The 14,512-nt window shown below is 59.8% G+C and carries 11 protein-coding genes; 10 read left to right on the top strand and 1 reads right to left on the bottom strand.

The window, feature by feature from the left end; all coding sequences use genetic code 11:
- Positions 1-166: 166 nt before the first annotated feature.
- The 3 genes from acnD (at position 167) to prpD (ending at position 6,127) form a co-directional block, all read left to right on the top strand.
- Complete coding sequence (gene acnD, locus ACS4NR_RS03355; protein WP_456019083.1) at positions 167-2,761, top strand: Fe/S-dependent 2-methylisocitrate dehydratase AcnD; 2,595 nt, start codon at positions 167-169, stop codon at positions 2,759-2,761.
- Between the two features lie 53 nt (positions 2,762-2,814).
- Complete coding sequence (gene prpF / locus ACS4NR_RS03360; RefSeq protein ID WP_456019084.1) at positions 2,815-4,005, top strand: 2-methylaconitate cis-trans isomerase PrpF; 1,191 nt, start codon at positions 2,815-2,817, stop codon at positions 4,003-4,005.
- 637 nt (positions 4,006-4,642) lie between these two features.
- Entirely contained in the window at positions 4,643-6,127 is a 1,485-nt protein-coding gene (gene prpD, locus ACS4NR_RS03365) for a 2-methylcitrate dehydratase (RefSeq protein WP_456019085.1), read from the top strand.
- A gap of 204 nt (positions 6,128-6,331) precedes the next feature.
- Here prpD and ppsR read toward each other — a convergent pair whose 3' ends face one another.
- The gene (gene ppsR, locus ACS4NR_RS03370; RefSeq protein ID WP_007960912.1) at positions 6,332-7,150 is read right to left on the bottom strand and encodes a posphoenolpyruvate synthetase regulatory kinase/phosphorylase PpsR; all 819 of its coding nucleotides are present in this window, start codon (positions 7,148-7,150) and stop codon (positions 6,332-6,334) included.
- 174 nt (positions 7,151-7,324) lie between these two features.
- Between ppsR and ppsA the strand changes: the two genes are divergently transcribed.
- From ppsA to sigX, 7 genes are all read left to right on the top strand, one after another.
- Positions 7,325-9,700 carry a phosphoenolpyruvate synthase gene (gene ppsA, locus ACS4NR_RS03375; RefSeq protein WP_096797095.1) on the top strand — a complete coding sequence of 792 codons (2,376 nt, stop codon included), beginning with the start codon at positions 7,325-7,327 and terminating at the stop codon, positions 9,698-9,700.
- 186 nt (positions 9,701-9,886) lie between these two features.
- Complete coding sequence (locus ACS4NR_RS03380; RefSeq protein WP_456019086.1) at positions 9,887-10,876, top strand: alpha/beta fold hydrolase; 990 nt, start codon at positions 9,887-9,889, stop codon at positions 10,874-10,876.
- A 226-nt stretch (positions 10,877-11,102) separates the two neighbouring features.
- Complete coding sequence (gene rraA / locus ACS4NR_RS03385) at positions 11,103-11,594, top strand: ribonuclease E activity regulator RraA (protein ID WP_443535615.1); 492 nt, start codon at positions 11,103-11,105, stop codon at positions 11,592-11,594.
- Positions 11,595-11,616: 22 nt separating this feature from the next.
- Positions 11,617-12,612, top strand: coding sequence for a zinc transporter ZntB (locus tag ACS4NR_RS03390; protein ID WP_095138639.1), 996 nt, complete (start codon positions 11,617-11,619; stop codon positions 12,610-12,612).
- Between the two features lie 63 nt (positions 12,613-12,675).
- Entirely contained in the window at positions 12,676-12,924 is a 249-nt protein-coding gene (locus ACS4NR_RS03395; RefSeq protein ID WP_003223293.1) for a hypothetical protein, read from the top strand.
- 2 nt (positions 12,925-12,926) lie between these two features.
- Positions 12,927-13,751: a mechanosensitive ion channel family protein gene (locus tag ACS4NR_RS03400; RefSeq protein ID WP_095138641.1), complete on the top strand. Its 825-nt coding sequence runs from the start codon at positions 12,927-12,929 to the stop codon at positions 13,749-13,751.
- 87 nt (positions 13,752-13,838) lie between these two features.
- A complete protein-coding gene (gene sigX / locus ACS4NR_RS03405; protein WP_064116922.1) occupies positions 13,839-14,429 on the top strand; it encodes an RNA polymerase sigma factor SigX in 591 nt (196 codons plus the stop codon).
- The last annotated feature ends 83 nt before the right edge of the window (positions 14,430-14,512 follow it).

The raw sequence follows: 14,512 nt of genomic DNA on the forward strand, positions 1-14,512 counted from the left end.
CCAATGTGGGAGCGGGCTTGCTCGCGAATGCGGTGTGTCAGTCGACAAATCCGTTGAATGACACTCCGCATTCGGGAGCAAGCCCCCTCCCACAATTGACCGAGCCCATTTCAGTACCAGTGTCGGCCCCACCCTTTGAAACTACCGTGACCCGAGTCCTGACCCGATGAACACAGAATTCCGCAAAAACCTGCCCGGCAGTTCCCTGGATTATTTCGACGTCCGTGCAGCGGTCGAGGCGATTCAGCCCGGCAGCTACGACACCCTGCCGTACACCTCCCGCGTGCTGGCGGAAAACCTCGTGCGTCGCTGCGACCCGGCCACGCTCACCGATTCCCTCAAGCAACTGATCGAGCGCAAACGCGACCTCGACTTCCCGTGGTTTCCGGCGCGTGTGGTGTGCCACGACATTCTCGGCCAGACCGCACTGGTCGACCTCGCCGGCCTGCGTGACGCGATTGCGCAACAGGGCGGTGATCCGGCGCAGGTCAACCCGGTAGTGCCGACGCAACTGATCGTCGACCACTCGCTGGCGGTGGAAGCGGGCGGTTTCGACAAGCAGGCGTTCGAGAAGAACCGCGCCATCGAAGACCGGCGCAACGAAGACCGTTTCCACTTCATCAACTGGACCAAAAAGGCCTTCAAGAACGTCGACGTGATCCCGCCGGGCAACGGCATCATGCACCAGATCAACCTGGAGAAAATGTCTCCGGTGATCCAGGTGCGCGACGGCGTGGCATTCCCCGACACCTGTGTCGGCACCGACAGCCACACCCCGCACGTCGATGCGCTGGGCGTGATCGCCATCGGCGTCGGTGGCCTTGAAGCCGAGAGCGTGATGCTCGGCCGCGCCTCGTGGATGCGCCTGCCGGAAAGCGTCGGCGTCGAACTGACCGGCAAGCTGCAACCGGGCATCACCGCCACCGACATGGTGCTGGCGCTGACCGAATACCTGCGCAAACAGAAAGTCGTCGGCGCCTGGCTGGAGTTCTTCGGCGAAGGCGCCTCGGCGCTGACCCTTGGCGACCGCGCGACCATCTCCAACATGGCCCCGGAGTACGGTGCCACCGCGGCGATGTTCTACATCGACCAGCAGACCATCGACTACCTGAAACTCACCGGGCGCGAAGACCAGCAAGTGCAACTTGTCGAGCAGTACGCCCGGCTCAACGGTCTGTGGGCCGACAGCCTGAAAGGCGCGCAATACGAGCGTGGCCTGACCTTCGATCTGTCGTCGGTGGTGCGCAACATGGCCGGCCCGAGCAATCCGCACGCCCGTGTGGCGGTAGCGGATCTGGCGGCCAAAGGCATCTCCGGGCAGTGGGATGACGTGCCGGGGCAAATGCCCGACGGCGCGGTGATCATCGCTGCCATCACCAGCTGCACCAACACCAGCAACCCGCGCAACGTGATCGCCGCTGGTCTGCTGGCGCGCAACGCCAACAAGCTCGGCCTGACCCGCAAGCCGTGGGTCAAATCCTCGCTGGCGCCGGGTTCGAAAACCGTGGCGCTGTACCTTGACGAAGCGGGGCTGACCACGGAGCTGGAGCAACTCGGTTTCGGCGTCGTCGCGTTTGCCTGCACCACTTGCAACGGCATGTCCGGCGCCCTCGATCCGGTGATCCAGCAAGAGATCATTGACCGCGATCTGTATGCGACTGCCGTGCTCTCCGGCAACCGCAACTTCGACGGCCGCATTCACCCGTACGCCAAACAGGCGTTCCTCGCGTCGCCGCCGCTGGTGGTCGCTTACGCCATCGCCGGGACCATCCGTTTCGACATCGAGAAAGATGTGCTGGGCGTGGTCGACGGCAAGGAAATCCGCCTGAAAGACATCTGGCCGAGCGATGAAGAAATCGACGCGGTGGTGAAGTCTTCGGTCAAGCCGGAGCAGTTCCGGCAGGTCTACATTCCGATGTTCGCCATCCACGAAGACACCGGCCCGAAAGTCACGCCGCTGTACGACTGGCGCGAGATGAGCACTTACATCCGCCGTCCGCCGTACTGGGAAGGCGCACTGGCCGGCGCCCGTCCGCTGAAGGGCATGCGCCCGCTGGCGGTGCTGCCGGACAACATCACCACTGATCACCTGTCGCCCTCCAACGCGATCATGCTCGACAGCGCCGCCGGTGAATATCTGGCGAAAATGGGCCTGCCGGAAGAAGACTTCAACTCGTACGCCACGCACCGCGGCGACCACCTGACCGCGCAGCGCGCGACCTTCGCCAACCCGAAGCTGTTCAACGAAATGGTTCAGGAAAACGGCAAGGTCAAACAGGGTTCGCTGGCCCGCGTCGAGCCGGAAGGCAAAGTCATGCGCATGTGGGAAGCCATCGAAACCTACATGCAGCGCAAGCAGCCGTTGATCATCATTGCCGGTGCCGACTACGGCCAGGGTTCGTCCCGCGACTGGGCGGCGAAGGGCGTGCGTCTGGCAGGCGTGGAAGCGATCGTCGCCGAAGGTTTCGAGCGCATCCACCGCACCAACCTGGTGGGCATGGGCGTGTTGCCGCTGGAGTTCAAAGCGGGTACCGACCGTCACACCCTGGCCATCGACGGCAGCGAAACCTACGACGTGATCGGCGCCCGCACCCCGCGCGCCGACCTGACGCTGGTGATCCATCGCAAGTCCGGCGAGCGCGTTGAAGTGCCGGTGACCTGCCGTCTGGATACCGCTGAAGAAGTGTCGATCTACGAGGCCGGCGGCGTGTTGCAGCGCTTCGCCCAGGACTTCCTCGAAGAGTCGGCGGTTGCCGTTTAAATCAACTGATGCAGGCATGGGGTTTCACGCCCATGCCTTCGGTAAGGAGCATCATGGCTCACGCACCACAAATCAAAATCCCCGCCACCTACATGCGTGGCGGCACCAGCAAGGGCGTGTTCTTCAGCCTCAAGGATCTGCCCGAAGCTGCACAGATTCCCGGCCCGGCCCGCGATGCCTTGCTGCTGCGAGTGATCGGCAGCCCCGACCCGTACGACAAGCAGATCGACGGCATGGGCGGCGCCACCTCGAGCACCAGCAAAACCGTGATCCTGTCGAAAAGCATCAAGGCTGATCACGACGTCGATTACCTGTTTGGTCAGGTGTCGATCGACAAGCCGTTCGTCGACTGGAGCGGCAACTGCGGCAACCTCTCGGCAGCGGTCGGTTCATTCGCCATCAGCAACGGTCTGGTGGAGGCCAGCCGCATTCCGCACAACGGTGTCGCGGTGGTGCGCGTATGGCAGGCCAATATCGGCAAGACCATCATCGCCCACGTGCCGATCACCAACGGCGAAGTGCAGGAAACCGGTGATTTCGAACTCGACGGCGTGACCTTTCCGGCCGCCGAAGTGCAGGTCGAGTTCATGGACCCGGCGGCGGAAGAGGAGGGCGGCGGCGGTTCGATGTTCCCCACTGGCAACCTGATCGATCAGCTTGAGGTGCCGGGTGTCGGCACGTTCCAGGCGACCATGATCAACGCCGGGATCCCGACGATTTTCGTCAACGCCGCAGACATCGGCTACTCCGGCACCGAGCTGCAAAGCGCGATCAACAGCGACCCGAAAGCGTTGCAGATGTTCGAAACCATCCGTGCTTACGGTGCATTGCGCATGGGCCTGATTTCCAGTCTGGACGAAGCGGCCAAGCGACAGCACACGCCGAAAGTCGCGTTCGTCGCCAGGCCTGCGGATTACGTGGCGTCCAGTGGCAAGGCGATTGCTGCCGGCGATGTGGATTTGCTGGTACGCGCGCTGTCGATGGGCAAATTGCACCACGCGATGATGGGCACGGCGGCGGTGGCGATTGGCACGGCGGCGGCGATTTCCGGGACTCTGGTGAATCTCGCAGCAGGCGGTGTCGAGCGCAACGCTGTGCGCTTCGGCCATCCTTCCGGAACCTTGCGCGTGGGCGCCGAAGCCAGTCTGGAAAACGGTGAGTGGGTAGTGAAAAAAGCCATCATGAGCCGCAGTGCCCGCGTCCTCATGGAAGGTTTCGTTCGCATCCCCGGCGACTCCTTCTGACCCAACACCGAACAACACTGTGGGAGCGGGCTTGCTCGCGAAGGCGTAGTGTCAGTCGACATTTTCGCTGGCTGACACACCGTCTTCGCGAGCAAGCCCGCTCCCACAGGGGATTGCATTTCAACCAGGATAATCAATCCACAAAGTAATATTCCTGTGCCCAGCAATACTTTCTGACACTACACCGAACAAAAACTGTGGGAGCGGGCTTGCTCGCGAAGGCGTAGTGTCAGTCGACATTTTCGCTGGCTGACACACCGCCTTCGCGAGCAAGCCCGCTCCCACAGGGGATTGCATTTCAATCAGGATAATCAATCCACAAAGTAATATTCCTGTGCCCAGCAATACTTTCTGACACTACACCGAACAAAAACTGTGGGAGCGGGCTTGCATTTCAACCAGGATAATCAATCCACAAAGTAATATTCGTGTGCCCGGCGATACTTTCTGACACTACACCGAACAAAAACTGTGGGAGCGGGCTTGCTCGCGAAGGCGTAGTGTCAGTCGACATTTTCGCTGGCTGACACACCGCCTTCGCGAGCAAGCCCGCTCCCACAGGGGATTGCATTTCAATATAAGAAAATCAGCCTGAACCGAGGTCCCATCAACGAACCACTGCCAGAGTGAATCGAACATGAGCGCCAACGTCGACCTGAACAATCGCCCCGACTACGACCGTGTCCTGCAGGACATCGCCGATTACGTCCTCACCTACAAAATCGAATCTGCCGAAGCCCTCGACACCGCCCGCAACTGCCTGATGGACACCCTCGGCTGTGGCCTGCTGGCGTTGCGTTTTCCCGAATGCACCAAGCACCTTGGCCCAATCGTCGAGGGCACCGTCGTGCCGTTCGGCGCTCGGGTTCCCGGCACGTCCTGTCGTCTCGACCCGGTGAAAGCCGCGTGGGATATCGGCTGCATCGTGCGCTGGCTGGATTACAACGACACCTGGCTCGCCGCCGAGTGGGGGCATCCGTCGGACAACCTCGGCGGGATTCTCGCGGTGGCCGATCATCTGTCGCAGAAGCGTATCGCCAACGGCGAAGCACCACTGACAATGCGCGACGTGCTCGAAGCGATGATCATGGCCCACGAGATTCAAGGTGTGATCGCCCTGGAAAACTCCTTCAACCGCGTCGGCCTCGACCATGTTCTGCTGGTGAAAGTCGCCTCGACTGCGGTCACAGCGAAACTGATGGGTGCCAATCGCGAGCAACTGCTGTCGGCGTTGTCCCATGCCTTCGCCGATGGTCAGGCGCTGCGCACCTATCGCCATGCGCCGAACGCCGGGTCGCGCAAGTCCTGGGCGGCGGGGGATGCGACCAGTCGCGGTGTTCGTCTGGCTGACATCGCCCTGCGTGGCGAGATGGGTATTCCCGGAGTGTTGACGGCCAAACAGTGGGGCTTCTACGACGTGTCGTTCAGCCACACCAACAACGATCTGGCGCTAAAACCCGAGGGTAAACGCGCCTTCAGTTTCTCGCGGCCCTACGGCAGTTACGTGATGGAAAACGTGCTGTTCAAGATCAGCTTTCCCGCCGAGTTCCATGCGCAGACGGCCTGCGAAGCGGCGGTGACCTTGCATCCGTTGGTGCGCAATCGACTGCATGAAATCGATCGCATCGTCATCACCACCCACGAGTCGGCGATTCGCATCATTTCCAAGGTCGGGCCGCTGGCCAACGCTGCCGACCGCGACCACTGCATTCAGTACATGACCGCCGTGCCGCTGGCGTTCGGCAACCTGGTGGCTGAACAGTACGAGGACGCTTTCCACGCTGCGCACCCGATCATTGATGTGCTGCGCGAGAAGATGGTCATCGTTAAAGACCCGCGTTTCACCCGCGAATACCTGGAGGCCGACAAACGCTCGATTGCCAACGCGGTGCAGGTGTTTTTCAAGGATGGTTCCAGCACCGAGAACGTGGTGGTCGAATACCCGATCGGCCATCGCCGGCGCCGGGTCGAAGGCATTCCATTGCTGGAGGACAAGTTCAAGGCCAATCTGCTGACACGATTCACCGGGCAGCGCAGTGGCGAGATCTTCGCGTTGTGCAAGGATCAGGCGCAGCTTGAGGCGACTCCCGTGAATCGTTTCATCGACCTGTTTGTCATCTGACAAAGCAAGCGCTGAAGGCCAAATGCAGGCATGAGCCTGCTCGCCATAGCAGTGTGTCAGACAACATCAATGCTGGATGTGCCGCCGCCTTCGCGAGCAAGCCCGCTCCCACAAGGTTTTGTGCCTGGCACAACATGCATGAACACTCTGAAACCCTGTGGGAGCGGGCTTGCTCGCGAAGGCGTCGGATCAGACACCACGAATTTATTTGAAACGCCGCTCCACACCTTTCTCCACCAGAATCTTCGCGGAAATCTCTTCCACCGAAAAATGCGTGGAGTTGATGTGCGGGATGTTCTCGCGGCGGAACAGGTTTTCCACTTCGCGCACTTCGAATTCGCACTGGGCGTAGCTCGAGTAACGGCTGTTGGGCTTGCGCTCGTTGCGGATTGCGGTGAGGCGATCAGGGTCGATGGTCAGGCCGAACAGCTTGTGCTGATGGGCGCGCAGGGCGGTCGGCAGGGTCAGGCGCTCCATGTCGTCTTCGGTCAGCGGGTAGTTGGCCGCGCGGATGCCGAACTGCATCGCCATGTACAGACACGTCGGCGTCTTACCACAACGCGACACGCCCACTAGTATCAGATCGGCCTTGTCGTAATAGTGGGTGCGCGCGCCGTCATCGTTGTCGAGGGCGAAGTTCACGGCCTCGATGCGCTCCATGTAATTGGAGTTGTGCCCGATCGAGTGGGACTTGCCGACGGTGTAGGAAGAGTGCTCGGTCAGTTCCTGCTCCAGCGGGGCGAGGAAGGTCGAGAAAATGTCGATCATGAAACCATTGGACGTTGCGAGAATCTCACGGATGTCCTGATTGACGATGGTGTCGAAGATGATCGGACGGAAGCCGTCGGTTTCAGCGGCTTTGTTGATTTGTTGTACCATGGCCCGCGCTTTGTCCGCGTTGTCGATATACGGCCGCGTGAGCTTGGTGAAGGTAATGTTTTCGAACTGCGCCAGAAGGCTTTGACCCAGGGTTTCGGCGGTAATGCCGGTGCCATCGGAGATAAAGAAAGCAGATCGTTTCATTTGCACCTTGGGCCTTAAGCTAAAGAGTATTTCTGGATATGATAGGCGCGATTTGTCGGCCGCCATTGGCCCGCATTCTCACTTATTTTCCAGGTCCAGGCCATACAGCCGGCCAACGCTCCCCCGAGCTGCCGGTTTCTGAGCTTTTCCAACACAGTTAGTGGAGAGATCACCTTGGTAGAGTACGTAGTTTCCCTCGATAAGCTCGGCAAACACGATGTTGAGCATGTGGGGGGCAAGAACGCATCCCTGGGCGAGATGATCAGCAACCTGGCGGGTGCCGGTGTGTCGGTCCCCGGCGGCTTTGCCACCACCGCGCAGGCCTATCGCGACTTTCTCGAACTGAGCGGCCTCAACGATCAGATCCACAAGGCTCTCGACGCCCTGGACGTCGATGACGTCAACGCGCTGGCCAAGACCGGTGCGCAGATCCGTCAATGGATCATGGACGCCGAATTCCCTGAAAAACTCAATACCGAGATCCGCACCGCGTTCGCCGCGCTGTCGGCCGGCAACCCTGACGTGGCCGTGGCCGTGCGTTCTTCCGCCACCGCCGAAGACTTGCCGGACGCCTCGTTCGCTGGTCAGCAGGAGACCTTCCTGAACATCCGTGGTGTGGAAAACGTTATCCGCGCCGCCAAAGAGGTGTTCGCTTCGCTGTTCAACGACCGGGCGATTTCCTACCGCGTGCACCAGGGCTTCGACCATAAACTGGTCGCCCTGTCGGCTGGCGTGCAGCGCATGGTGCGTTCGGAAACCGGTACCGCCGGCGTGATGTTCACCCTCGATACCGAATCCGGTTTCCGTGACGTGGTGTTCATCACCGGCGCCTACGGTCTGGGCGAAACCGTTGTTCAAGGCGCGGTGAACCCGGATGAGTTCTACGTGCACAAAGGCACGCTGGAGGCTGGTCGCCCGGCGATCCTGCGTCGCAACCTCGGCAGCAAAGCGATCAAGATGATCTACGGCGACGAGGCCAAGGCCGGGCGTTCGGTGAAGACTGTCGATGTCGACAAGGCCGAACGCGCGCGTTTCTGCCTGACCGACGCCGAAGTCAGCGAGCTGGCCAAGCAGGCGATGATCATCGAGAAGCACTACGGCTGCCCGATGGATATCGAGTGGGCCAAGGACGGTGACGACGGCAAGCTGTACATCGTGCAGGCCCGTCCGGAAACCGTGAAGAGCCGCACCCAGGCCAACGTCATGGAACGTTACCTGCTGAAAGAAACCGGCACCGTGCTGGTGGAAGGTCGTGCCATCGGCCAGCGTATCGGCGCCGGTAAAGTGCGGATCATCAAGGACGTCTCGGAAATGGACAAAGTCCAGGCCGGCGACGTGCTGGTCTCCGACATGACCGACCCGGACTGGGAACCGGTGATGAAGCGCGCCAGCGCCATCGTCACCAACCGTGGTGGCCGTACCTGCCACGCGGCGATCATCGCCCGTGAATTGGGGATTCCAGCGGTCGTGGGTTGCGGCAACGCCACCCAACTGCTCAAGGATGGTCAGGGTGTGACCGTGTCCTGCGCCGAAGGCGACACCGGTTACATCTTCGAAGGCGAACTGGGCTTCGACGTCAAGAAGAACTCCGTGGACGCCATGCCGGAGCTGCCGTTCAAGATCATGATGAACGTCGGCAACCCGGACCGCGCCTTCGACTTCGCGCAGTTGCCGAATGCCGGTGTGGGCCTGGCCCGTCTGGAATTCATCATCAACCGCATGATCGGCGTACACCCGAAAGCGCTGTTGAACTACGACGGCCTGCCGCAGGAAATCAAGGACAGCGTCGACAAGCGCATCGCCGGTTACAACGATCCGGTCGGCTTCTATGTCGAAAAACTGGTGGAAGGCATCAGCACCCTCGCTGCAGCGTTCTGGCCGAAGAAGGTCATTGTGCGTCTGTCGGACTTCAAGTCCAACGAATACGCCAACCTCATCGGCGGCAAGCTGTACGAGCCGGAAGAAGAAAACCCGATGCTCGGCTTCCGTGGCGCTTCGCGTTACATCAGCGAATCGTTCCGTGACTGCTTCGAACTCGAGTGCCGCGCGCTGAAGCGTGTGCGCAACGAGATGGGCCTGACCAACGTCGAAATCATGGTGCCGTTCGTCCGTACCCTCGGCGAAGCCAGCCAGGTGGTCGATTTGCTCGCCGAAAACGGCCTGGCCCGTGGCGACAATGGCCTGCGCGTGATCATGATGTGCGAACTGCCATCCAACGCAATTCTCGCTGAGGAATTCCTCGAGTTCTTCGACGGCTTCTCGATCGGCTCCAACGACCTTACCCAGTTGACCCTGGGCCTGGACCGTGACTCCGGGATCATCGCGCACCTGTTCGACGAGCGTAATCCGGCGGTGAAGAAGCTGCTGGCCAACGCGATTGCCGCGTGCAACAAGGCCGGCAAATACATCGGCATCTGCGGTCAGGGCCCTTCGGACCACCCGGATCTGGCCAAATGGCTGATGGAGCAGGGCATCGAAAGCGTGTCGCTGAACCCGGACTCCGTGCTGGAAACCTGGTTCTTCCTCGCTGAAGGTCAGGCGCAGGCGTAATCAGTATGTGAACGGCCATCCTCCCCTGTGGGAACGGGCTTGCTCGCGAAGACGGAATAAGATCCGCCACAAATGTTGGCTGATACACCGCTTTCGCGAGCAAGCCCGCTCCCACAAAGGTCGGGGGCTTTGAGATTGAAGTAGGGCGGGCTCTCCGGATGCCGCCCTTTTTTGTGCAAGAGCATTATGCAAAGCAGCAGCAACCTGTTTCCTGTCGCCCTGATCAGCGCCGAACGTCGCGGTGATCTGAGCGAAGACGTGTATCGACTCAAACCCGGCAACAGTCCCGACTGGTCCGTGGAAATCGCCGTGACCCGCTTGGGCATGGCCGATGACACGACACCACGCGGCGTGCCGGTGATTTTGCTGCACGGCAGCTTTTCCAACCGGCGCTTCTGGTTTTCCCCCAAGGGCCTCGGGCTGGGCGCGTACCTGACGCGCCTGGGCTTCGACGTGTGGATCCCGGAGATGCGCGGTCACGGCCTGTCGCAGCGCAACGAGGACTACCGGCGCAACCGCGTGGCTGACTACGCCCGTTACGATCTGCCGGCGATTGCCGCGTTCGTCCGCGAGCAGAGCGGGCAGGTGCCGCACTGGATCGGCCATTCGCTGGGCGGCATCACCCTGGCAGCAGCGCTGGGTGGCGAATACCTCGGCGAGCCTGCCGTGGCCTCGGCGGCGTTTTTCGGCACGCAGGTCAGCCGCACGTACTGGCCGTTGAAGATTCCACCGGTGGAGTGGAGCGGGCGCTTCATTCTCAAGCGTTTCGCGCAGTTGTCCGGTTCACGCCTCAAGCGCGGCCCGGAAGACGAGCCGATCGGGCTGGCGCTGGAAAGCATGCGCTGGTACGGCTTGTTCGGGCGGTTTGGCGACAAGGACAAGGATTGGTGGGCAGGGCTTGCCGAGGTTCAACTGCCAGTATTGGCCGTGACGGCGGCGGGCGATCATCAGGATCCGGCGTGGGCCTGCCGCAAACTGTTCGAGCAGATCGGCTCCGAGCACAAGCAGTTCATCAATCTGGGACGCGAACAGGGCTTCAGCGACAACTTCGGGCATGTCGAGATGCTGGTGAGCAAAGCAGCGCAGGCCGAGGTCTGGCCGCTGGTGGCGCGCTGGCTGAATGATCAGCAGACACCGTTGCTCGGCGGCAAGCCCGATCTTGCCGCTGCGGTCTGAGCCCGGGGCTCTGAAAAGGGCATTTCGTTCGGGTCGGCTTGCGGCTAAGATATGACGCATTGTGCGATTCTGGTCATATTAGGTGGCTGTTTAGCTATTACGTTTCAGCGTTTGTTCAGGTTCGTTCAGCGACCATTGCATGAACTAAGGTAAACAGCGACCACCGGGACTCGTTTCAAAAGAGTGCGACATCCTTGATCGTCTTCCTTTTTACAGGAGTTTTTCGATGAACCATTACCTCACGCCTGACCTGTGCGACGCCTATCCGGAGCTGGTGCAGGTGCTGGAACCGATGTTCAGCAATTTCGGCGGCCGTGATTCCTTCGGCGGCGAAATCGTGACCGTCAAATGTTTCGAAGACAACTCGCTGGTCAAGGAGCAAGCCGAACTCAAGGGGAATGGCAAGGTGCTGGTGGTCGATGGCGGCGGTTCGCTGCGTCGCGCGTTGCTGGGCGACATGATCGCCGAGAAAGCCGCGAAAAACGGCTGGGAAGGGATGGTCATCTACGGTTGCATCCGTGACGTCGACGTCATTGCCCAGACCGATCTCGGTGTCCAGGCCCTGGCCAGTCACCCGATGAAGACCGAAAAACGTGGCATCGGCGATCTCAACGTACCGGTAACTTTCGCCGGCGTGACGTTCCATCCGGGCCAATACATCTATGCGGACAACAACGGCGTGATCGTTTCGCCAAGTCCGCTGCAGATGCCTGAATAAGTTTTTCGACAAAGGGATGCGGATGTTCGAGGAAGAAAACGCGCAGTGGGGGCTGGTGCATGCCCTGGTGCTGGACGGTAAAGGCGGTGCGCGTTCGATTGCCCGGACTGAGCTCGACGATCTGCAGCTGCAGGCCCATGAGAGCCTGTGGCTGCATTGGGATCGCAGCCATCCGCAAACCCAGACCTGGCTGCGCAAATCCAGCGGCCTGAATGAATTTGCCTGCGACCTGTTGCTGGAAGAAAATACCCGGCCGCGCCTGTTGCCGTTGCCGGATGCCGAGCTGTTGCTGTTTTTGCGTGGGGTCAACCTGAATCCCGGTGCCGAGCCGGAAGACATGGTCTCGGTGCGGATTTTCGCTTCGGCGCAACGGGTCATCTCCCTGCGCTTGCGTCCGCTGCGTGCCACCGATGAACTGTTGGCGCTGTTGAGCGAAGGCAAAGGCCCGAAAACCTCTTCTGAACTGATCCTGTATCTGGCGCAATTCCTCACCAACAAGGTGCAGGATCTGGTCACGTGCCTGTCGGAACTGGTCGATGAAGAGGAAGAAAAACTGGATGCCGACGAACGGTATACCCCCGAACATGGCTCGATTCTGCACATCCGCCGCCGGGCGGCCGGACTGAAGCGTTTTCTGGCACCGCAGCGGGATATTTTCGGACAACTGACACGGATAAAACTGCCGTGGTTTGTCGACGATGACGCCGACTACTGGAACGAATTGAACAACAGCCTGACGCGCTATCTCGAAGAGCTGGAATTGACCCGAGAGCGCATGGGGCTTGTGCTGGAGGCTGAAGACCGGCGTTTGAACGTGCGCATGAATCGCACGATGTATCGCTTCGGCATAATCACCTGCATCTTTTTGCCGATGAGTTTTCTCACCGGCCTGTTGGGCATCAATGTGGGCGGCATTCCGTTCGCCAGCAGCCCTTATGGTTTCCTGATTGCCTGTCTGACGGTGCTGGCCATGGCCTTCGGTCAATGGTGGTTATTCCGTCGTTTGCGCTGGGTATGAAGATGCGACATGTGACCCGACCAAATTTGCCCGCGTCTTTCACAGACATCACGAGAGGTGCGTATGCACGATCCGTTTGAACAGTCTTTGCGCGACATGCTCAACGCCTCGCCGTCCAGCCGCGACGACGATGCCTGCCTGGGCCGCGTACTCAAAACCGCCAACCGCCAGGTCGGCGCCGGTGATCTGTTCAGCCTGCTGGGCCGCTGGCTGCCCGCGCTGATGATCGCCCTGAATAACGGATCGGCCCACGTCTCGCCGGTTTCCCGTCTTCGTAAAACCACTGCACGCACTGCTGATAAGGCTGATTGAATATGGAACTTGATCTCTGGACTCAGAGCCTCGTCACGGCAATGACTGCGTTGTGGACCAAAGTCGCCAATTTCATCCCGAACCTGTTCGGCGCACTGGTGGTGCTGCTGTTGGGTTTCGTGGTGGCCAAGCTGCTCGATACCTTGCTGTCCAAACTGCTGGCCAAACTGGGCCTTGACCGCCTGATGGGCGGCACCGGGCTGACCAAGTTGATGTCGCGGGCCGGGCTGCAGGTGCCGATCTCGACCTTGATCGGTAAAATCGTTTATTGGTTCGTTCTGCTGATTTTCCTGGTTTCTGCAGCAGAGTCCCTTGGACTTGAGCGAGTTTCAGCTACGCTGGACATGCTGGCGCTGTATTTGCCGAAAGTTTTCGGTGCCGCACTGGTGCTGCTGGTCGGTGTTTTGCTCGCGCAATTGGCCAACGGCTTGGTGCGCGGGGCGGCGGAAGGCGTAGGGCTGGACTACGCTTCGGGTTTGGGCCGAATCGCCCAGGGGCTGGTGATCATCATCAGCATCTCGGTCGCGATCAGTCAGCTCGAGGTCAAGACTGACCTGCTGAACCATGTGATTGTCATCGTATTGATTACCGTTGGTCTGGCCGTTGCGCTGGCCATGGGTTTGGGAAGCCGGGAAATTGCCGGTCAGATTCTTGCGGGAATCTATGTGCGTGAGTTGTATCAGGTTGGGCAACAAGTGCGTGTTGGCGAGGTCGAAGGCCAGATCGAAGAGATCGGCACGGTTAAAACCACAGTGCTGACCGATGAGGGTGAGCTAGTCTCACTCTCCAATCGGATCCTGCTGGAACAGCATGTGAGTAGCCGCTAACCCGGCAAACCCTGCTAATGTATGCCGCCGCAAAATGCCCTGAGAGGGGTGCGGCGGACATTGACCTGACTGTCGGCACGACTTGTTTTGAATAAAGCCCAAACGCTATCCACGCGCTATGACCCCCGTGAGCTCTCTGATGAGGAGTTGGTCGCGCGCGCGCATACCGAGCTGTTTCACGTGACGCGCGCCTATGAAGAGCTGATGCGGCGTTACCAGCGAACATTATTTAACGTTTGTGCGAGATATCTTGGGAACGATCGCGACGCAGACGATGTCTGTCAGGAAGTGATGCTTAAGGTGTTGTACGGCCTGAAGAACTTCGAGGGGAAATCGAAGTTCAAAACCTGGCTCTACAGCATCACGTATAACGAATGCATCACGCAGTATCGGAAGGAACGGCGTAAGCGTCGCTTGATGGACGCTCTCAGTCTGGACCCTCTTGAAGAAGCGTCTGAAGAAAAGGCGCCGAAGCCGGAGGAGAAGGGTGGGCTTGATCGCTGGCTGGTGTATGTGAATCCGATTGACCGTGAAATTCTGGTGCTACGATTTGTCGCAGAGCTGGAGTTTCAGGAGATCGCAGACATCATGCACATGGGTTTGAGTGCGACAAAAATGCGTTACAAACGCGCTCTAGATAAATTGCGTGAGAAATTTGCAGGCATTGCTGAAACTTAGTTCAGCGCAAATATCTCTTACGTGTAGGCAAGTTCTGATAGACTTGCCGCCGAGTTGTCCCCCGGTTTGCGGGACTGCTTCAC

Source organism: Pseudomonas sp. JQ36 (genome assembly GCF_053851495.1).